This is a genomic window from Pseudomonas sp. UBA1879 (assembly GCF_002338065.1).
GTDB lineage: Bacteria > Pseudomonadota > Gammaproteobacteria > Pseudomonadales > Pseudomonadaceae > Aquipseudomonas.
In genome coordinates this window covers 87,049-105,438 of the sequence record NZ_DDHJ01000002.1, presented here as the reverse complement: position 1 = coordinate 105,438, position 18,390 = coordinate 87,049, and the positions used below count along the sequence as shown (strand labels likewise).

The 18,390-nt window shown below is 57.8% G+C and carries 19 protein-coding genes and 1 tRNA gene; 8 read left to right on the top strand and 12 right to left on the bottom strand.

The genetic code is table 11. The features are described from left to right. Window positions 1–170: 170 nt before the first annotated feature. A complete protein-coding gene (locus tag B3N48_RS02285; protein ID WP_296178909.1) occupies window positions 171–650 on the top strand; it encodes a very short patch repair endonuclease in 480 nt (159 codons plus the stop codon). A 385-nt stretch (window positions 651–1,035) separates the two neighbouring features. Here the strand turns inward: B3N48_RS02285 and B3N48_RS02280 are convergent, their stop codons facing one another. Both B3N48_RS02280 and B3N48_RS02275 read right to left on the bottom strand, forming a co-directional pair. Further along, the gene (locus tag B3N48_RS02280; RefSeq protein WP_296178908.1) at window positions 1,036–1,947 is read right to left on the bottom strand and encodes a restriction endonuclease; all 912 of its coding nucleotides are present in this window, start codon (window positions 1,945–1,947) and stop codon (window positions 1,036–1,038) included. Window positions 1,948–2,017: 70 nt separating this feature from the next. Further along, window positions 2,018–2,269 carry a hypothetical protein gene (locus B3N48_RS02275; RefSeq protein ID WP_296178907.1) on the bottom strand — a complete coding sequence of 84 codons (252 nt, stop codon included), beginning with the start codon at window positions 2,267–2,269 and terminating at the stop codon, window positions 2,018–2,020. Between the two features lie 226 nt (window positions 2,270–2,495). Here B3N48_RS02275 and B3N48_RS02270 point away from each other — a divergent pair, with 226 nt between their 5' ends. From B3N48_RS02270 to B3N48_RS02250, 5 genes are all read left to right on the top strand, one after another. Next, on the top strand, window positions 2,496–2,684 hold the full coding sequence (locus B3N48_RS02270) for a hypothetical protein (RefSeq protein WP_296178906.1): 189 nt from the start codon (window positions 2,496–2,498) through the stop codon (window positions 2,682–2,684). A gap of 377 nt (window positions 2,685–3,061) precedes the next feature. Then, the gene (locus tag B3N48_RS02265; protein ID WP_296178905.1) at window positions 3,062–4,240 is read left to right on the top strand and encodes a sugar transporter; all 1,179 of its coding nucleotides are present in this window, start codon (window positions 3,062–3,064) and stop codon (window positions 4,238–4,240) included. Between the two features lie 227 nt (window positions 4,241–4,467). Continuing rightward, window positions 4,468–4,605, top strand: a complete 138-nt coding sequence (locus B3N48_RS02260; protein WP_296178904.1) for a hypothetical protein — start codon at window positions 4,468–4,470, stop codon at window positions 4,603–4,605. Between the two features lie 67 nt (window positions 4,606–4,672). After that, complete coding sequence (locus B3N48_RS02255) at window positions 4,673–4,954, top strand: hypothetical protein (protein ID WP_296178903.1); 282 nt, start codon at window positions 4,673–4,675, stop codon at window positions 4,952–4,954. 279 nt (window positions 4,955–5,233) lie between these two features. Beyond that, complete coding sequence (locus B3N48_RS02250; protein WP_296178902.1) at window positions 5,234–5,506, top strand: hypothetical protein; 273 nt, start codon at window positions 5,234–5,236, stop codon at window positions 5,504–5,506. A 164-nt stretch (window positions 5,507–5,670) separates the two neighbouring features. Here the strand turns inward: B3N48_RS02250 and B3N48_RS02245 are convergent, their stop codons facing one another. The 6 genes from B3N48_RS02245 to B3N48_RS02220 form a co-directional block, all read right to left on the bottom strand. Beyond that, window positions 5,671–7,956 (bottom strand): Orn/Lys/Arg decarboxylase N-terminal domain-containing protein, encoded by a 2,286-nt coding sequence (locus tag B3N48_RS02245; RefSeq protein WP_296178901.1) that lies wholly within the window; start codon window positions 7,954–7,956, stop codon window positions 5,671–5,673. Then, window positions 7,953–9,377: a putrescine-ornithine antiporter gene (gene potE, locus B3N48_RS02240; RefSeq protein WP_296178900.1), complete on the bottom strand. Its 1,425-nt coding sequence runs from the start codon at window positions 9,375–9,377 to the stop codon at window positions 7,953–7,955. Before potE ends, B3N48_RS02245 begins: the two co-directional genes overlap by 4 nt. 224 nt (window positions 9,378–9,601) lie before the next feature. Continuing rightward, window positions 9,602–10,378, bottom strand: a complete 777-nt coding sequence (gene surE, locus B3N48_RS02235) for a 5'/3'-nucleotidase SurE (protein WP_296178899.1) — start codon at window positions 10,376–10,378, stop codon at window positions 9,602–9,604. Window positions 10,379–10,637: 259 nt separating this feature from the next. Further along, window positions 10,638–11,474 carry a regulatory signaling modulator protein AmpE gene (gene ampE, locus B3N48_RS02230; protein WP_296178898.1) on the bottom strand — a complete coding sequence of 279 codons (837 nt, stop codon included), beginning with the start codon at window positions 11,472–11,474 and terminating at the stop codon, window positions 10,638–10,640. A 15-nt stretch (window positions 11,475–11,489) separates the two neighbouring features. Further along, window positions 11,490–12,038, bottom strand: a complete 549-nt coding sequence (gene ampD / locus B3N48_RS02225) for a 1,6-anhydro-N-acetylmuramyl-L-alanine amidase AmpD (protein ID WP_296178897.1) — start codon at window positions 12,036–12,038, stop codon at window positions 11,490–11,492. A 219-nt stretch (window positions 12,039–12,257) separates the two neighbouring features. Then, the gene (locus B3N48_RS02220; RefSeq protein ID WP_296178896.1) at window positions 12,258–14,516 is read right to left on the bottom strand and encodes a DUF1631 domain-containing protein; all 2,259 of its coding nucleotides are present in this window, start codon (window positions 14,514–14,516) and stop codon (window positions 12,258–12,260) included. 387 nt (window positions 14,517–14,903) lie between these two features. Here B3N48_RS02220 and nadC point away from each other — a divergent pair, with 387 nt between their 5' ends. Continuing rightward, the gene (gene nadC, locus B3N48_RS02215; protein ID WP_296178895.1) at window positions 14,904–15,752 is read left to right on the top strand and encodes a carboxylating nicotinate-nucleotide diphosphorylase; all 849 of its coding nucleotides are present in this window, start codon (window positions 14,904–14,906) and stop codon (window positions 15,750–15,752) included. Window positions 15,753–15,969: 217 nt separating this feature from the next. Beyond that, entirely contained in the window at window positions 15,970–16,389 is a 420-nt protein-coding gene (locus tag B3N48_RS02210; RefSeq protein ID WP_296178894.1) for a hypothetical protein, read from the top strand. Window positions 16,390–16,477: 88 nt separating this feature from the next. Here B3N48_RS02210 and B3N48_RS02205 read toward each other — a convergent pair whose 3' ends face one another. From B3N48_RS02205 to B3N48_RS02190, 4 genes are all read right to left on the bottom strand, one after another. Next, window positions 16,478–16,885: a hypothetical protein gene (locus B3N48_RS02205; RefSeq protein WP_296178893.1), complete on the bottom strand. Its 408-nt coding sequence runs from the start codon at window positions 16,883–16,885 to the stop codon at window positions 16,478–16,480. Then, a complete protein-coding gene (locus tag B3N48_RS02200) occupies window positions 16,882–17,469 on the bottom strand; it encodes a DUF433 domain-containing protein (protein WP_296179134.1) in 588 nt (195 codons plus the stop codon). Before B3N48_RS02200 ends, B3N48_RS02205 begins: the two co-directional genes overlap by 4 nt. Window positions 17,470–17,795: 326 nt before the next feature. Continuing rightward, window positions 17,796–17,871, bottom strand: a tRNA-Thr gene (locus B3N48_RS02195). 8 nt (window positions 17,872–17,879) lie between these two features. Then, a complete protein-coding gene (locus B3N48_RS02190) occupies window positions 17,880–18,350 on the bottom strand; it encodes a pilin (RefSeq protein WP_296178892.1) in 471 nt (156 codons plus the stop codon). Window positions 18,351–18,390 lie beyond the last annotated feature (40 nt).

Genomic DNA, 18,390 nt, shown 5'->3' with positions numbered 1-18,390 from the left:
CCTATACGACGATCTCTAGTCGTTTACCATTGCCTGACGAGACAACGCCTTCACGGAGCCCTACAGAACTGCAAAGGAATCCAAGATTCAAATTGGCTCCCCAAGCGGAAAAGTTTTTCCAGGGAGGTATCCTGCGGCAGGAACAAGATCATTTTTTTTTGGGGGGGGGCATGGACATAGTCAGCAGAGAAGTCAGGTCTCGAATGATGGCGGGCATACGCGGTAGCAATACATCGCCAGAAATGAAGATCAGGAAGCTGCTTCATCGACAAGGCTTCAGGTATCGCTTGCATCAGCGAAATCTTCCCGGCAGACCCGATCTCGTACTCGCTCGTCATCGTGTCTGTATCTTTGTTCATGGCTGCTTCTGGCACAGGCATCTGGGCTGCAGATACGCAACGACACCTAAGACCCGTGAGGACTTTTGGCAGACGAAATTCGATCAAAATGTGAAGCGTGATATCAGAAACCGAGATGAACTGCTGAGGTCAGGCTGGCGAGTGATCGAGCTCTGGGAGTGCGGGATACGCGGACCAGAAACGGGGATGAACTGGCTTCTCGAAACGATCCCGGACTGCACTCAAAAGTACGTCTCTTGGCCCAATTACTCCGACTCGTTCGGCCCCATGGATCAGCCTACACTAAGCTGAGCTTAGTCACCTTGCAGCAGCCAATTTCCAAACCCTCCAAAAGATTTTGCGAATCAGTCTGGCGGGGGTGGCGCGTTACGATCAAAAGCAACTTTTAAACAGCCATGTCTAATTTTTTCACTACCATTTTCTTGATGAATTCGATGCAGAATCACTGATGGGGCCTAGCTCAAAATACACCGTCCATCAGAATCCAAAGCACCCAGCGTTCCAACTGGTATTCCAAGTAAACTGACCAAACAATTTTTTACTAACCAAAACAGTTTTCAGATTACCCCGGCCCACCAAATCTGACAGAGAAGACGTCCACGGACGTCTTTTTTTGTGCCTAAAACCCTACACAAACGAAAGAGTTGAGCACAACGCTATTCAGCCCCAGACCAACTCACTCCCCCGCAAAGTAATCACTATCCAACTGCTTCACCTCATACACCTGCTTCACGCTCACACCCAGGTTGTGCTCCACCATCAGCCGCGCCAGTTCGACTCCGTCAATCAGCACTACTTTGATGTCCAGCCCGAGTGCAGCTGACCGAGCGCCATCCGAGAAGTCCGAGGTGGTGATGAACACGCCCTTACGGGCGCGCTGGCGGGTTAAGGCCCCGATAAACTTGTCGAGTTCCGGACGATGCACTGTGTTGGCCCAACGCTTGGCCTGAAGATAGATCACGTCCAAACCGAGTTTGTCTTCTTTGATGATCCCGTCGATCCCATCGTCATTGGTGGCCTGGGTCGCCTTGCCCGCCTCCTTGCGTGAGCCGCCGTAGCCCATGGCGATCATCAAGTCGACGACAAGCTGCTCAAAAAAACTGGGGGTAGCCGCGCGAATTTGAACCAAAAGTTCGTCTGCTAGTGACTGCACCAAAGCTTGATGTGCATCTGCCAATTGCTCGTCAGGGGTGGTTTCAACAATGTCAATCTCAAGCAAAGCGGGCGCCTCGACCTCGTGCGGTTTTGCCGTATGAAAGTCCGCAAACTCGGGAAACTGCTTCAACCAACTCACGGTGATCCGTTCCGGGCCATTGGCCAAGGCACCAAGGCCCCTCGGCGTGATCTGCACCATCCCTTTAGCCGGGATGCACAGCAGCCCTGCCTTATTCAGATAAGTACGCGCCCACCCCGCCCGATTGTTGATCACCGTTTGACGGCCGGAAGGCAATCGCTCCTTGCGCTCGTCATCGGTTAGCTGAAATTGCTCTGCTATCCGCTCGCGCACGTCGCTGAGCGGTATCGGACTACCGTTCTCTACGGTGGCCAGGACAGGCCGCATGACACTCTGGAAATCCGGTATTGACATCGTTGCACTTCATCCTCGCTGGAAACATTACGTACGGTGCGGGTCACTTTCGTCAGTGACTGCCTGGCATTCACCCCTTGGCAATCAATTCACTCAGTTGCGGATCAATCGGTTGGAGGACGTCAAATAGCCCGATGGCTCGCAGCGCCGGGACGGCGTCGAGGATGTCTCGCTCTGCGATTTGGCGATCTTGGTGAGTTGCTTCGGCGTTGCGCCATATGTGCACATTGGCCAGGAACGCGCCAACTGTTCCCTTGCGGACGGTAAGGCCGTTGAAATCCGCTTCATTGGTGTTATCAGCAAGAACGTCTTCGGCGCGCATTTCTGTCTCCGATGTGGGCGTGAACATTTCATGGTGTGTGGGGTATGGCCCGGTCAGGCGAGCTTACCGGTCTTTGACAGCCCTTCAAGCATTTACCTAAGCCTTCCTTCGCAGCGGCCCTTGGCAATCCAACCTACTCACAGGCTCCGGTGCACTGGGCAAGATTTTCCGAACGTCCTGGAACATCCCTGGGTCACAGCCTCACACCCCACTCATCGAGGCGATCATGGCGGTCACATTGAAGAAGCTAACGCAAGACGAACTCCCCGATGAATTTCGAGCCAGACAGCTGGATGTGGTGTTTATGATCACTGCCGAGGACGGTCAGGTGGTGTATCTGGAATCGGAAGAAGAAGCGGCAGCGTTGGTGACCAAGCTTCATAGGGAGGACCAGGATCGTCATTCTGAAGCGTGAAAATGCCCGTCAGCGCTGTGGATGGTTTCCCACGCAACCACCATCAGGCTTCTGACGCTCCACGTGTTCGCATATCCAACGGGCGGTCGGGCGCTCAAGGTCGTTTGGACGTTGGGCTTCGCTGTCCTGTTCCGGGAAACCAACTGGGATACCCCACGCTTGAGGCACTCTGACGCACCCGACACACATTGTGACAACGTTAACAACCGCGTAGACTTCGCCTCATCTGGTCGCCCCCTCCCATACCCATAATATTTTCCTGACTGCACGCACCGCCTCGGTTTTCCACCCTGTGCGGCGTTTTTGTTTGTCAGTTTTTTGTGTGAGAACGGCGGCTTTGTTGTCGGATTTTTCCTTTGAGGCTGATGCGTCCTTTCATGAACACCACCGATGCGCGCACAGGTAGTTGGCTCAGCGTGGTTGCGCTGGCCCTCGCGGCTTTCATTTTCAATACCACGGAGTTTGTGCCGGTCGGGTTGCTGAGCGCCATTGGCCACAGCTTTGACATGACGACTGCGCAGGTCGGGCTGATGTTGACGGTGTACGCGTGGATCGTGTCGTTGATGTCGCTGCCGATGATGCTGATGACCCGTAACATCGAGCGGCGCAAGTTGCTGATGTTCGTGTTCATGCTGTTCATCGCCAGTCACGTGATGTCGAGCGTGGCGTCGAGTTTCGGAATGTTGCTGGTCAGTCGTGTCGGTATCGCGTTGGCCCACGCGGTGTTTTGGTCGATCACGGCATCGCTGGCCGTTCGGGTAGCGCCTGCGGGCAAGCAGGTTCAGGCACTGGGGCTGCTGGCAACCGGCACGTCGCTGGCGATGGTGTTGGGCATTCCGCTGGGGCGTGTGTTGGGCGAGGCGCTGGGCTGGCGCTCGACGTTCCTGGCCATCGGCGGGGCAGCAGCGGTGACGGTGCTGGCGTTGATGAAATCGCTGCCGCTGCTGCCGAGCCAGAACTCCGGGTCGCTGCGCAGTCTGCCAATGCTGTTCAAACGTCCGGCGCTGGTGTCGCTGTATGTGCTGACGGCGCTGGTGATCACCGCGCAGTTCACGGCCTACAGCTACATCGAACCGTTCGCACAACTGGTCGGGAAAATGGATGGCGACATGGTCACCATCGTCCTCTTGTTGTTTGGCGGCGCAGGTGTTCTGGGTTCGATCGTGTTCAGCCGTTACAACAATCGCTATCCACGCGGGCTGCTGATTACCGCCATTGGCGCGCTGGCGTTGTGTCTGGTGCTATTGCTACCGTTGTCGGGCAAGGCCTCGTGGATCGCGGCGCTGAGCGTGATCTGGGGCATGGCGATCATGTGCTTCGGTCTGGTCATGCAGGCCAAGGTATTGGCCATGGCGCCGGATGCCACAGACGTCGCGATGTCGCTTCATTCGGGCATCTACAACATCGGCATCGGCGGCGGCGCGTTGCTGGGCAGCATGGTGATCAGTCAGCTGGGCATCGCCAATATCGGCCTGGTCGGCGGCCTCGTCGCATTCAGCGGCCTGGCGCTGGCCTGTGTTGCGACCTATCGCTATGGCGAGACCATTCGCGCCTGAGTGTCCATTAAGCGGCGAGCAGCTGCAGATAAGTGAATGCGGTGCGTCAGACATGGCGCATCGCGGCCGTCGTAACCTTCGACTGGTCCCACAGGGTTAGCTTCAAACCAAGTTCCTTCGCCAACCATCATTCCTATCGATAACCAACATTTCCGCGATTGCCTTTCGCTCAACGCTGAGGGGCGTAACATCGCCCTCACACCCACACACGAAGGAGGGCAAGAAACATGGTGATTCATCTTCTGACTTGCCTGACGCTTACGTCGCTTACCAGCTACGTCGTCGCCCTCAAACTTTTCGCGCTGGAATCCGTGGAAAACACGGCGGACGAAAAGGCCAATCGTGTGATGGCACCGGCCCATTGAGGCCCAGTAGCTGACACTTATCAGCAGCTTTTACCTTCGATGTTCAGTTTGATGCGGAGTAATCGACATGACCCGAGACGTGACCTTGCACGTGAGTTTTCCGACATTCGGCAAGAACTACTACTCACAACATGTCATCACCCGTAAAGATCGCCACGGTTTGGTCGAAGACGTTCGATTCGATGGCTTCATGATGCCGGCGGCGGAAAACCACTTCAGTAATGAAGTGGTGGGCTTCAACGATCAATTTCGTTTTCTGACGGATGTGTTGAACACCCACCTACTGGAAATCGAAGCCGCGCGGCCGCCCAAGCGGAATCGTCCGCACGTTCAGTCGCGCAGTTTGTGATCACAGGCCATTGACGCCGATGGGTATCGAGCCGCCGCTCGACGCCGTCCCCGTCAATGGCCTGTTGCTTTAAGTCCCTGCAGCTCCCTCCCCTCCCTCTTTCCCTTAATACCCATCCGGGCGCGATATCGTGGCGCAGTGCCTGCCGTCCAGCGGGAAGTCATGGGAGTTGAGCGCTTAAAGCGTTTGGCCATCTGGTAGAAATCTGAAATCCGCTGTCTTATGCAGCAGGTTCGTACCGATCACGAACCTCCTTCCTACCCTTGTGCGGAAAACACCATGAAACACGCGCTGCTCACCGGCCTGCTCCTGACTGCATTCGCCCTGCCCTTCGCGGCGTCTGCTAACGACGACAACAGCCAGTGCCAAATGAATCTGAGCAAAGTTCGAGATGCGAAAGTCGCCAGGCCTAACCTGAGCGATGCCATCAAGAGCGACGTCGACACCACCGTCCACCGCGCTGAATCGGCTCTTGCGCGGCACAACGACGACGGCGCCCGGGAGTGTGTCGCGCTGACGCAGCAGGCGCTGCAGAAGATTCAGAGCAATTGAGATAGCCGCACCACAGCACATCTATTGTGGGAGTCAGCGTGCTCACGAAAGGTGAGTATCCGTCACCAAAGACGCCAGACGTACCGGTCTCATCGTGAGCAAGCTCACCCCCATAGGTCGCAGGCGTTACCCGAGGTCCAGAAAAAGGCCGTGTCTGGCTGGACCTATTTCAACACCAACAACCGATAAACACCGGCCTCGTTCTCGATGCCGTGGGTGTCGTGGGTGAAGCCCGGGAATGAGGTGTCGAAGCTCTCCAGCGCCTTGAGATAGTTCAGCACGGCGCCATCGGAGGCGCCCACGTGTTCGCCCGGCATCAGCAGTGGAATGCCTGGCGGATAGGGCACGATGCCAGTCGCGGCGATGCGGCCAGCAGCGGCTTCCAGCGTCACCTGCTCCACTTCGTTTCTGACCAGTTTTTCGTAGGCCTCGACCGGGCTGAATTCCGCCTTGGGCAGCGTACCGAACGCCTTCGCCATGGCCGCCGTGGTTTTGTTCTTTTTCATGGCCGCGAAGATTTCTTCGGACAAGTCCTTCAGTCCCATGCCCGCATAGCGCTGCTGATTGGCGGTCAGCAGGTCAGGGAGGCACAGCTCCAGTTCGAGGTTGCTGTCGTAGTCGCGTTTGAAGTCCAACAGCGCATTGACCAGCGTGCCCCACTTGCCTTTGGTGATGCCGATGGAGAACAGAAAGAGAATGGTGAAATCAGTGGTTTTCTCGACCACGATTCCCTGTCGCCCGAGGTAGGCGCTGAGTACACAGGCGGGAATCCCGAAGTCGAGCAGGTTGCCGTCATCGCCCACGCCTGGGCTGAGAATCGACACTTTGATCGGATCGAGCATGCAGTAGCCGTCTTCGATATCGCCGAAGCCGTGCCACACCTCATTAGGGTGCAAGACCCAGCAATTGGGGTCTGTCTTGAGCGTGAGCGGGTCGACTTCGTGAAACGGAATCGACGTTTCGCCGACCGGCACCGTCGGCGGCTGCCAACAGGAGAAGAACCAGTCATCGTTGCTGAGCATGTCGCTCTGCATGCGTGAAATCACCTGCCGAAACGCGATGGCTTCTTCGATGGATTCGTTGGTCAGAATCTGCCCGCTCGGGGCTTCCATCATGGCCGAGCTGACGTCGCACGAGGCCATGATCGCGTAATTGGGCGAGGTCGAGGCGTGCATCATGTACGACTCGTTGAAGCGCCCATGGGGGATCGGGTTTCGCCCGTTGCGCACATGAATCATCGATGCCTGAGACAGCGCCGCCAGCAGCTTGTGGGTCGATTGCGTGGCGAACACGGTCGGCTTGGACGGGTCGTGATCGTCCGGATTGCCATGCATCGCAAAGCGGTCTTTGTACAGTGGATTGAACCGCGCGTAGCCGTACCAGGCCTCGTCGAAGTGCAGCCGATCGACGCTCTGCCCCAACAGTTCTTCGACGCGGGTGACGTTGTAGGTCAGGCCGTCATAAGTGGAGTTGGTGACGATGGCGTGCACCGGCGTCGGGTCGATGTGGTTCGTCACCAGCGGGTTATTGGCAATGGCCGCCTTCACGCCCTCGGCGCTCAAGGTCTGCGGCAGAATCGGGCCGATGATGCCGAAGCGGTTGCGGGTCGGCACCAGGTACGTCGGGATCGCACCGGACAGGGTCATCGCGTGCTCGGCGGACTTGTGACAGTTGCGGTCACACAGGGCGATCTGATCGCGGGTGACGCTGGCCATCAGAATTACGCGGTTGGACATCGACGAGCCATTCGTCACGTAGTACGTGCGGTGGGCCCCAAAGACCTTGGCCGCGTAGCGTTCGCCCTGGCCGATGGGGCCGCTGTGGTCGAGCAACGAACCCAGTTCGCCAACCGAAATCGACAGGTCGGAGCGCAGCAGGTTTTCCCCGAAAAACTCATAAAACGCGCGGCCTGCGGTGCTCTTCAAAAATGCCGTGCCGCCGGCATGACCCGGCGTGTGCCAGGAATATTCGTAGCTGCGGGCGAACTTGAGCAACGCGCCAAACATCGGTGGCAAGACGGCCTGACGATAGCGCTCGATGGCGGCCATGATCCGCCCGCTCAAGAAACGACTGGTGTCTTCCGGCAGCCAAATGAAGTCGTCGGCATGCTGCATCACGATCAACGGCACGCTCGACGCCGTGCTGCGGTCGCTGATCAAGAACACCGGCACGCGGGTATTGCGCTCGCGCAGCGTGGTGAGCAGGTCGATGCATTCCTGGTGATCCGGGCTGTCGTCCATTTCCCAGCTCAGCAGCACGCATTGAATCGCGGGATCGGTGCTGAGGATGGATTTGGCGTCGCTCAGGCTTTCGGAGGTCAGCACGCTGATGGAGCGCTCCTCGACATCGCTGATCAGCTGGATCAAGGCCCTGCCGAACACGCTGCGTTTGTCGGGCTGCTTGGTCACCAAAAGTGCCAGCATGCCGAGCAGGTGTCTGTATTCCGTCATGGTTGAGTCTCCAATGTGGCCTGATTCGCCTTGCCAAGGGGCAGGTTGTTCACCGGAATCGGCTCGCCAACGATGTGCTGCGCCGACACGGTTTGGGTCGGCACGCTGTTGTTCAGCGCCTCCAGTTTGATCAGCCGGGTATTGACGAAGCCGAACAGCGTGTAGCCGACGATGGTCGCCACGCCGCCAAGCATTAACGCCTGCTCACCGGAGCTGTAGAGCGCCAGATAACTGTAAGCCGCAGCGATGTAGGCAACGATGTTGGTGATAAGTGCTTTGTTGGCGGGCACGTTGGAGACTTTTTGCAGGGTCATCAGCGTGGCCATGGACAGGATGTACGGCACCAGATTCGTTACTACTGCAAGATTCACCAGAGTGTCGAATTGTTTGGCCAGGTCGGGGCTGATGGTCAGCAGCGCCATGGCCGTCTGCAGGGCCAACAAGATCAACATGCTGATGATCGGCACGCCATGCTTATTAGCCTTCGCGAAGATCGGCAGGAAATAGCCTGTGTCTGCCGAACTCTTGAACACTTGCGCGACGGTGAATTGCCAGCCCAGCAGCGAACCAATGCACGCCAGGACCATGAGGCCCATGACCACGTTGCCGATCAGGGGATTGAACATCTTGGCGAACACCAGCCCAAAGGGCGCCGTCGACGAGACGAGTTCAGCATTGTCGACGATGCCCGCGATGACGTTGGTGGACACGATGTAGATCACTGCCGCGCCTAGCGTTCCGCCCAGCACGGCGATGGGCACGTTCTTCTCGGGGTTCTCGACGGCGTCACCGTTGGCGCACGCCGACTCCAGCCCGAGGAACGCCCACAGTGTGATCGCCACCGACGCGCCTGCGGCTTCGTACCAGGTTTTGTCGTGGGGATTCCAGCCAGCCACGTAGACGCTGCTGTCGAACCAGAACCAGCCGATGGTCGAAACCAGCACCACCGGCGCAATTACGCCCCACACCGTGACCGCGCCAATCTTGCCGGTAATACTTGCACCCCCGAAGTTGGCAAAGGTGGTAATCCACAACAGTGCGATGGTCGCGAGACCCACTTGCAGCGAGCCGAGTTTTATATCGAACAGCGTCTGGATATACCCCACCGCCGTAATACTGATCGCTACGTTGGCGATCAATAACGACAAGCCATAAGTGTAATTTGTGATGTAGTTCCCTGATTTGCCGAACGTGTATTCGGCGTAACCGCCCATGCCGCCGGTCTTGCGGCTAAGCATGCCGCAGCGGGCGAATGCGTAAGCCAGCGCCAGTGAGCCGGTGGCCGTGATCAGCCAGGAGAGGATGGAAATGCCGCCCACTTCAGCGAGTTTGGTGGGCAATAACACAATGCCGGATCCCAACATGTTGACCGCCGTCAACATAGTCAGCTGGCCTACGCTCATTTTCTTTGCGACTGACATTCCATTGCCCCGCTCACATAAACCGAGAGGCCTTTAGCTATAGCAAAAGTTTGTGACTAAGCAAGAATATTCAGTTGTTAGATAAGTAGCCAAAAGCCATCTTTCGCTTGACTTAAAAACAACTAGCAAGAAAACGCGCGTCAGTAAACAGGTCAAATCTGTCCGCATGGATAGGAGATGGCCGGCGGCGATTCCAGTGGCGCCCCCGCCCACACATCCTTGCGCTACTGCGATTTAAGGGTGTCTTTCAGACGCGCCATCACATTCAGGTCCGTACGCTCGAAACGTAAAGGCGTGGCCGAAATCCCGCCGTGGGTGACGACATACGTTTCGCTGTCTTCGAAGTCGGTGCGCTCGTGACGGTCGATGTTCAGCCAGGAGTAGCCCTGTTCGCGCATGTCGGTGCGCTGGGTGATGTTCAGACCGTCCATGCGACCGATGCCCTGGCGGGTGATCTGCAGCGGGCCTGCCGCTTGCGGGTCAACGTCCGGGAAATTCACGTTCAGGCACACGTCGGCTGCCCATTCCATGCTGATCAGGCGACGAATCACATCCGGGGCCAAGGCTCTGGCAGTGCCCCATTTCACGGCGTCTCGGCGGGTGAAAAACTGGCTCAAGGCGATCGAAGGCACCCCCAGCAGCAGGCCCGCCATTGCGGCACCCACGGTGCCCGAGAACATGGTTTCGACGCCTAGGTTGGCGCCTTTGTTGATGCCCGACAGCAAGAGTTGCGGCGGCTTTTCCATCAGTTGGCGCAAGCCGATGGCAACGCAATCAGCCGGGGTGCCCGATACCGAAAAACGCTTGTCACCCCGGGCCTTTACCCGCAGCGGGTGATGCAGGCTGAGGGCATGGGAGATCCCGCTTTGGTCCTGCTCCGGAGCGACGACCCAGACGTCATCGGCCAACTCCCGTGCGACCGCTTCGAGCACTTCCAGCCCCGGCGCGTCGATGCCGTCGTCGTTGGTGATCAGGATGCTTTCGATACGCGGATGGGACATGCGGGTCTCCTTGGATTGATCGTATTGGCACACGTAACAGGTCGGTACGGATCTTTGTGGGAGCCGGCTTGCTGGCGAAAGCGATGGAGCATTCAGCATCGCATTGGCTGACCTGACGCCTTCGCCAGCAAGCCGGCTTCCACGGCATTCGGCCAGAAGCTAATCGCGAGCGAGACACATAACCCAGACTGCACGCGCACTGACAAGCACTGCCCCCGCCCGCCACCCTCTCACAAAGTGTTTTCGATCATCCACCCAGTCAAACAAACAACGTGAACAGCGCAAACCCGGCGTACCACACAATGGCCGCTCGGATGAGCAATTCCCAGAGTACGTCCAGGCTGTTCACCCCTTCGACGCCCACCACCGGGGCAGGCACTTCGCCTGCCACGCAGCCGACGCGGGTGATCAATTCCGACGCGCTGATGTTCCAGTTCAACAGCTCGCTGAGCATGACGCGGCTGACCGCCATGAAATTGCCCACAAGGGCAAAGCTCGCCGCCAGCAAACGCACCGGCACCCAGTCGAAGGCGTGACGCAGCTGCGTGGCGCGCTCGACCAGCGCAGCGGTTCTGCCGCGCTCGGACGCCAGTGCCAGCAGCCGATAAGCCAGTGCCGCAACGGGGCCCAAGACGAAATACCAGAAGATGACTGCAAAGAACCCTTGATAGACCTGCCACAAAAGGTACGTCTGCGCGCCGCCCAGCAGCTCTTCCTCGTTCTCGGCCTGCACACCCAAATCCCGATCGGCAACCAGCACAGCGGCTTCTTGATCCCCACGGCGACAGGCATCGCGGAAGGAGCCCAGGTTGGCTTTGATATCGCCACGCCCCAGGCTGTAAATCAGCACCAGCAGGTGAATCGGCAACGCCAGCCAGCCGTACGCAACCGAGCTGACGATGACCAACAGCAGCGCCAACACGAGGCACGGCAGCAGCACCGTCAACGTCAGAATCCACCAAGGACGTTTGGCCGTGCGCGGGTTGGACTCAAGCCGCCCCAGCTGATTGAGCCAAGGGGCATCCCGTTGAACACGCTGGCGCAACGCAGAAAACTTCTCGATCCACACGGCCAACAGCAACACCAAAAAACTCATCACTTGCTCCTAGATTCAATCCTGCAATGCCGAACGAAACCGCGCCCAATCAAAACAGGGGCCGGGATCGGTCTTGCGGCCCGGCGCAATGTCGCTGTGGCCGGTGATCCGTTGGGTCGTGATTGCGGGCCAGGCCTGCTGCAATTGCCGGGTCAGCGCTGTCAGTGTTTCGTACTGCGCGTCGGTGAAGGGCTGATCGTCAGTCCCTTCCAACTCGATGCCGATGGAAAAGTCATTGCACGTCTCGCGCCCCTCGAACATGGAAACCCCGGCGTGCCAGGCGCGATCCAGACACGAGACGAACTGAGTCAGCTCACCATCACGCTCGATCAGAAAATGCGCAGAGACCCGCAGCTCGGCGATGCCTTCAAAGTAAGGATGCTCTGTGACGTCCAGCCGGTTTTGGAAAAATGCTTGGACCTTTCCGGTTTTGAACTGCGCGGGCGGCAGGCTGATGTTGTGGATCACCAGCAGCGAAATTTCCGCCTCAGGGCGGGCATTGAAATTGGGTGAAGGGCAAAGGTGCGCGCCGTGGCACCAGCCCGTGGCGGGGTCCATTTGCATGGAAGATCCTTAAAGCGTGAATCGGCAGCGGCCAGTATGCCCGCGATGGGAGAGGATGTGGGAGTCTGGAGAGGCAACCTGCATCCGGATGAATCTCATGCGCCCTTGTAGGAGTGAGCTTGCTCGCGAAGAGGCCTTTACACCCACGGGAGCTATGGCGTCAGAAGAGCAGTCATCGCGAGCAAGCTCACTCCCCCAAAAGGCGTGCAAGCGGCGCCATCAACCCTTCAGCTTGCGCAGATTCCCCAGCACCGACTCCAGCGCCCGGTCGAACAACAGCGAATCGTCCAGGACGCGAATCGCGCCGCGGCGGAACTCGACCGCCAGCCCCATACGTGTCTTCTCCAACACTTTCATGCCGGTGCGATTGACGAACACATAGCGCCCGCTCGGCTCGACGATGGCCGCCAGCTTGCAGCGCAATTTGTGGTCTTCGTCTTCCTGAATCTCGACCCAACTGCCCAGACGCAATTTGTCGACTTGCAACAGGCCTTCGTCGTTCTCTGGCAAGTGCAGCGAAGGCTCACTCATGACCTGCTCACCCGGCGCAACCAGCACGATCTCTTCGACGACCGCCATCATCGAAGGGCCAACCGAGGATTCAGGGTCGGCCGGCGCCAATTGTTCAGTTGACGCGATCTCTTCAGGGCTGCGCGCAACGTGGTTGAACGCCTGCACATGCAGCGCTTCGAGCTGACTGAAAAATTCACTGGTCGCGAACGGGTCGAACGCTGCACTGCTCAGGCCATCGCGCAGCGACTTGAGCAACCCCGGTACCAGCTCCAACAGGCGCTGGCGGGCATCGGGCTCGTCGTGAGGCTCGACACTCCAGATCAGGTCGTCCATCGCCTGCAATCCGGCCTGCCACTCGCTCGACTGCTCACCGTGTTTGAGGCACGTCAGCAACAGCACTTTGCTCCAGGCTTCCTGCAACAAACGCACGACCACTTCCGGCAAGGTCCTGCCAAGCAAGCGGTCGTTGAGCGCCTGTTGCACCCGCTCACGCGCCAACTCGGCCAACGCCCGGCCTTCTTCGGCATCGCGGGTGCGCTGTTCGAGCAGTTCGCTGCGACGACGCTCATCGCTGGTGAACGCCAGGAAATCCACCAACAGTTCGGTGAAGATCGCCGGATCATCGACGAAATCGTGCAACAGGCGCTGCACAATCTGATCGATGCGGGTGTAGAGCGAGTCCCGCTGACTGTCATCACGCCCGCCCCAACCCAGCGCGGCCGACGCGATCTCGTTCAGCAAACGGCGCGCCGGATGGCTGCCACGACTGAAAAAGCTTTTATCGATCACCGCGACTTTCAGCATCGGGATCTGCAAGCGGCCAATCAGCGCACGAAGCGAGCCCGGCAGGTTGCGGTCATCGAGGATGAATTCGAACAGCATTGAAATGAGGTTGATCACGTCCTCATCGACTGTGCCCACGGTGCGGAATTTGCCGCTGCGCGCACTGACCCGGCCAATCAGTTGCTCGAGTTGGGTACGAAGGTCGAAGTCATCAGGAGTGTCGGCGCGCGGGACATACTGCTGCAAATGCGAGAGCAGACGCAGCAGGTCTTGACTGGAAATCGGACGCGCATCGGCTGCCGCGCTGTCCGAGCGTGGCGTCAGGTTGCCGCGCACATAGACCAACAATTCCTGCAGCGCCGAGAACACTTCCTGCACGCTTTGATCGAGTTTTTCGGTCGCCTGCACCAACGACGCATTGTCGGCCCGCTGAGCTTCACGCGCAGCCGCATTGCTCGAGGACCTGTCCGTCGAGCGACGCGAAGGCAGCACCTTCAGATCCGGCAATACGCCTGCCGCAATCAGCAGCTGGTTGGCGGCTTCATACAGTTGATCGGCGTCGGCGAGGGCGTACTTCTCGAACAGCTTGAGAATGATCAGCTTGACCTTGATCTCGACGCCCAGATTCCGCCCTGCCTGCAAGAAAAAATCGCACAGCAGCGTAGGACCCAGCGGGTTGGTTTCGTCGGTCAGTGGCTGGGGAATCAGCTCGTTGAGGCGGGTGGTCAGCTGGCTCAACGCGACGCCATCGCGGTTGACCACTTTGGTCACCATCGCGTCGACAGCGACCGTGCGCTCCAGGTCGTCGTTATGGACCAGCGCAAGTTTGTCGAAAGAAACGGGTTCGTTGAGGATCGGCTCGGCGATCTCGTATTGACCAAGGCGCAGAAACGCCTCGAAGAATTTGTCGAGGAAATTGCGCTCAATGCTTTTGCGCTTGAGCCGCAAGTCGCGCATGGCTTCGAAAAAGACGTTCTGCTCGGCGTTGTTGTGCGCCCGGTCTGCCATTTCGAACAGCGTGTCATCGGCGTTATCGAACAGGCTTTGCAGACTCTCCTTAAGCTGCTGCGCGGCTCTGTCGCGCACTTGCAAAAGGACGACAGGCAGCCGGGCGACAGGCGAAGACCCCGGTTGATCCGGACCTGACTTGCCCAAAGGCACTACTTTGCTGTCGTTCTGCATCAAGGACCCCTCGTCAAACTCACTCAATCAGCCACTGCATCAGCCACACCTTGAGCGCCAGCGAACGCGAAGCCCTCACATGGCGGAATCTCAAAATGTGTAGTCCCTGAGGTGTACAGGCAGAACGTCAAACCTATGACGTCAAATACAAGGCGAAGTATCTTTCAAAATTTGTCTGCTCGCCAGCAGAGTCTTCGCACACTTCAGAAATATAGGAGTAGGCGAAGGCTTACGTGAGGCGTAGGACCGCAAAAATGCCGTTCCATCGCATCTGTAACGAAAAAACCGACAAAGTGCAGGTCTTGCACTCAATTGAATGGCATGAGACAGGTGGGTTGGTACAGGTGACTGCCTTATACTCCGCGCACTTAGTAAGTGGAGTCTGATATGCCGAACCTATGCCTCGCATCGCTGACTGCGGAAATCGAAGCCAATGTGCGCCGAGCGTTGCTTGAAGACGTGGGCAGCGGCGACATCACCGCTCAGTTGATTCCCGCCGAACGATTGGCCAAGGCCACCGTGATTTCCCGCGACGACGCGGTAATCGCCGGTACGGCTTGGGTCGACAGCGTATTCCGGCAGTTGGATCAGCGCGTCGCGGTGCACTGGCAAGTCGCCGATGGCGACCGGGTCAAACCCAATCAGCCCCTCTTCCACCTCGAAGGGCCCGCGCGCTCGCTGCTGACAGGCGAACGTAGCGCCCTCAACTTCCTGCAGTTGCTTTCCGGCGTCGCGACCCGCGCCCGGCACTACGCGGACATGGTCGCCGACACGCACGTCAAATTGCTCGACACCCGCAAAACCTTGCCCGGACTGCGCTTGGCGCAGAAATACGCCGTCACCTGCGGCGGCTGCCACAACCACCGCATCGGCCTGTACGACGCATTCCTTATTAAAGAGAACCATATCGCAGCTTGCGGCGGCATCGCCGACGCCATCGCCGCCGCCCACAAAATCGCTCCCGGCAAACCGGTGGAAGTCGAAGTCGAAAGCCTCGACGAACTGAACCAAGCCCTCGCCGGCGGCGCCGACATCATCATGCTCGACGAACTCAGCCACGACGACATGCGCGAAGCCGTCCGCCTGACAGCGGGCAAGGCCAAGCTTGAAGCGAGCGGCGGCGTGACGGACGCGACCCTGCGCTCGATTGCGGAAACGGGGGTGGATTACATCTCGATCGGGACGTTGACCAAGGATGTGAAGGCCGTGGATTTGTCGATGCGGTTGAGTATCTGACTGGCGCGATAACGTCGCCATCGGGCGTCGCTCTTTCCGGCGCCCGTCTTCCTCGCAGAACTATGCTCATGACGAATGGTTCTCAGCGGGGCGAAAAATGCGAACTGACGCACCTTTTTGCAGTTGAAAAACCCACTTCTCTCGCTACAATCGCGAATTATTCAGATTTGTAACAAATTCTAATAATTGGATCATTACTCAGGGAAGGAGATTCTCAATGAAAACAAGACTTCTGTGCGCGCTGGCTATTACCCTCATTTCCGGTTGCGCCTCCATGGGCGGCGAAGACAAATTCAGCGCTTCTTACGTCCAGTCCCACCTCATTCCGCATAAAACCACACAAGCCCAAGTCCAGAGCCTCTACGGCGTGCCCGACAGCCAGACCACCTATTCAGATGGCAGCTACCGCTGGAGTTACGACAAAACCGGCAACCTGAGCGCCGCCTCTAACCTGGTCGGCTACATTCCTGGCGCAGGTGCCGTCGGCAGCGCCTTGGGCGTGGCCAGCTCCGCCAACCAAGCCTCCAACGCCGCCTCAACCGCCGCCGGCAAGGTGAACGGTAACGTCGAGAACCACGGGAATAGTTTGAGTATTCATTTCGGTAAGGACAGGGTTGTGAGCTACTGGACGCTTTGATGGCGAAGTTGTCGATCGTCAGGCCTGCATAACGAGCACCGGCTTCACCTTCTTATCAGCAGAAAGCCCGGCATAGAAAGCCGGGCTTTTACATTTTAATGAGCTCAAACCTGTTCGATGCTGAGAACCGCCACGCGACCCGGAAAGCCGTTCCGTCACTCGCCAGCTCCGCGTGATGCAAAATTGCAGGCCACCATTTGACGAGGTTCTGCGCTTTGCTCCAATAGGGCTCCTGCCCCCACTGCTTGGCCAAACAAAAAATCGGGAGACCACACTCACGAAAGGCTCTGCGTTCAGCGTCACCCTTGGTGAACTTATCCTGCGACACCACCGACCACTTTCCTTCAGACCTCAAAGTCGAGATCCATGAGACATCGCTTGAGCGCTGGTCAAACTTCTCTCGAAGGGCAACAACACTGTGTCCATCGGCCTTGCAAAGTTCATGAAGGGCTCTTGCCAGTGCAGGGGGCAAGTTATTGTCGATCAGAAAGCTCAAGCGGCAATCCTGTTCTCAAAACTGACCGCAGCTCCCACTGCTGCGATAGGAATTTCGAAAATTGACGCGACACGCTTTGCATCTCGACCTTCGGCGAGATACGCGTGATAAATCGTCGAAGTGTCTACACCAGTGGATGCCAGAACAGGTTTGCCAAAATTGCGACTCGGATCAAGCACCACCGCCTTGCTTCGCTTTACTGGATACCAGCGCAGGGCCCTTCCCTCTCCCGTGTAGTCGATCCCTTCATAAAGCGAAGGACCAATGACCTGTCGAAACGCGTATTGACGCTTGGCAAGATCCAGAATTGCCTCATCGCCAGTCTGGTCGAAGACCGTGGCAAAAATGCTCCTGCCGTCCGTTTGAAACTGCTTACAGGTGAAGGGATACGCCTGATTGAAGAGCTCCCGCGCCTGAGTCGATGCAGCACGAATGGTCTGGAGGCTGAGACCATGCTTGCGGAAAGCATGCACAAACCGGATTTCGAGCAGGTCGTGAAAACCGAGCAGCTTTTCTTCGCTGCGTCCAAGCTCAGGGAGCCAAAGCCCCGGATACTCAACCCCCTCCGATTTGTAGCCGAATATCCAGCGTCGGATGTCTTTTGACGGAATGTCGGTGTAGAGGGCCGCTTCAGCTGGGGTGTAGACCCCGACACCGATCAGAGAGCTGGGTGATGCGTCTGCGTTCATTCACTCTCCTTGATTCGGGCTGGCTGGAAAAAACCATTGTGGATGTAAGGGGTGCATTGTCAACGCATTGGAGGAGAAGCGCAGTAGGACGCGTCTCTTTGAAGCCAAGCAAATCCCGACAATCGAGGTATGACGCCGCTGACAGCGTGGGCGGGGCTGGACATGAGGCAGACACCTCGCATGAAAAAGCCCGGTCACTGGGACCGGGCTTTGGGTGTTGCTGGTGCCGAAAATAGGAATCGAACCTACGACCTTCGCGTTACGAGTGCGCTGCTCTACCGACTGAGCTATTTCGGCGCTAAGTGTTATTGACCTCCTGTACCTGTAGAGGCAGCCGCAACTGCGCAGCCACCTTGACCCGGCTTCATACCGCGGTCTTTATTACAGATAGTGCCAGACTCAACCCAAGCAATGGCCGCAGCTCCAGTAGTGAGCGTTGGAGTGTGGATAACTGTCAGCTTAGTGCCAGTAGACGTCGTAGCTGTACTGGTTGCAGTAATCGCACCGGCCGCTGAAACCGCCAACCCTGTCGCATTCGGAGTATCAGCTGCTGCTGGAACTCCGTTACTGCCAGCAGCGCATGCTGTCAACGATCCAGTTTCTTGAGCACAGAGGCTTACAGCGTTTTGATAAACACCGATGTCAGAAATCGTGGCAGCTGCCTTGGCACGAGACGTGTAGTCACTGTATTGGGGAATGGCGACAGCGGCCAGAATCCCGATGATCGCAACGACGATCATCAGTTCGATCAGGGTGAAACCTTTTTGTGCATTCATGATTACTACTCCAGGCGTCAATTATGTGTGCCCCTACGAA

What these genes read in the sequence shown, in the direction of transcription:
- B3N48_RS02285 (WP_296178909.1), top strand. Translation starts at nt 171, where the DNA reads ATGGACATAGTCAGCAGAGAAGTCAGGTCTCGAATGATGGCGGGCATA.
- B3N48_RS02280 (WP_296178908.1), bottom strand. Translation starts at nt 1,947, where the DNA reads ATGTCAATACCGGATTTCCAGAGTGTCATGCGGCCTGTCCTGGCCACC.
- B3N48_RS02275 (WP_296178907.1), bottom strand. Translation starts at nt 2,269, where the DNA reads ATGCGCGCCGAAGACGTTCTTGCTGATAACACCAATGAAGCGGATTTC.
- B3N48_RS02270 (WP_296178906.1), top strand. Translation starts at nt 2,496, where the DNA reads ATGGCGGTCACATTGAAGAAGCTAACGCAAGACGAACTCCCCGATGAA.
- B3N48_RS02265 (WP_296178905.1), top strand. Translation starts at nt 3,062, where the DNA reads ATGAACACCACCGATGCGCGCACAGGTAGTTGGCTCAGCGTGGTTGCG.
- B3N48_RS02260 (WP_296178904.1), top strand. Translation starts at nt 4,468, where the DNA reads ATGGTGATTCATCTTCTGACTTGCCTGACGCTTACGTCGCTTACCAGC.
- B3N48_RS02255 (WP_296178903.1), top strand. Translation starts at nt 4,673, where the DNA reads ATGACCCGAGACGTGACCTTGCACGTGAGTTTTCCGACATTCGGCAAG.
- B3N48_RS02250 (WP_296178902.1), top strand. Translation starts at nt 5,234, where the DNA reads ATGAAACACGCGCTGCTCACCGGCCTGCTCCTGACTGCATTCGCCCTG.
- B3N48_RS02245 (WP_296178901.1), bottom strand. Translation starts at nt 7,956, where the DNA reads ATGACGGAATACAGACACCTGCTCGGCATGCTGGCACTTTTGGTGACC.
- potE (WP_296178900.1), bottom strand. Translation starts at nt 9,377, where the DNA reads ATGTCAGTCGCAAAGAAAATGAGCGTAGGCCAGCTGACTATGTTGACG.
- surE (WP_296178899.1), bottom strand. Translation starts at nt 10,378, where the DNA reads ATGTCCCATCCGCGTATCGAAAGCATCCTGATCACCAACGACGACGGC.
- ampE (WP_296178898.1), bottom strand. Translation starts at nt 11,474, where the DNA reads ATGAGTTTTTTGGTGTTGCTGTTGGCCGTGTGGATCGAGAAGTTTTCT.
- ampD (WP_296178897.1), bottom strand. Translation starts at nt 12,038, where the DNA reads ATGCAAATGGACCCCGCCACGGGCTGGTGCCACGGCGCGCACCTTTGC.
- B3N48_RS02220 (WP_296178896.1), bottom strand. Translation starts at nt 14,516, where the DNA reads ATGCAGAACGACAGCAAAGTAGTGCCTTTGGGCAAGTCAGGTCCGGAT.
- nadC (WP_296178895.1), top strand. Translation starts at nt 14,904, where the DNA reads ATGCCGAACCTATGCCTCGCATCGCTGACTGCGGAAATCGAAGCCAAT.
- B3N48_RS02210 (WP_296178894.1), top strand. Translation starts at nt 15,970, where the DNA reads ATGAAAACAAGACTTCTGTGCGCGCTGGCTATTACCCTCATTTCCGGT.
- B3N48_RS02190 (WP_296178892.1), bottom strand. Translation starts at nt 18,350, where the DNA reads ATGAATGCACAAAAAGGTTTCACCCTGATCGAACTGATGATCGTCGTT.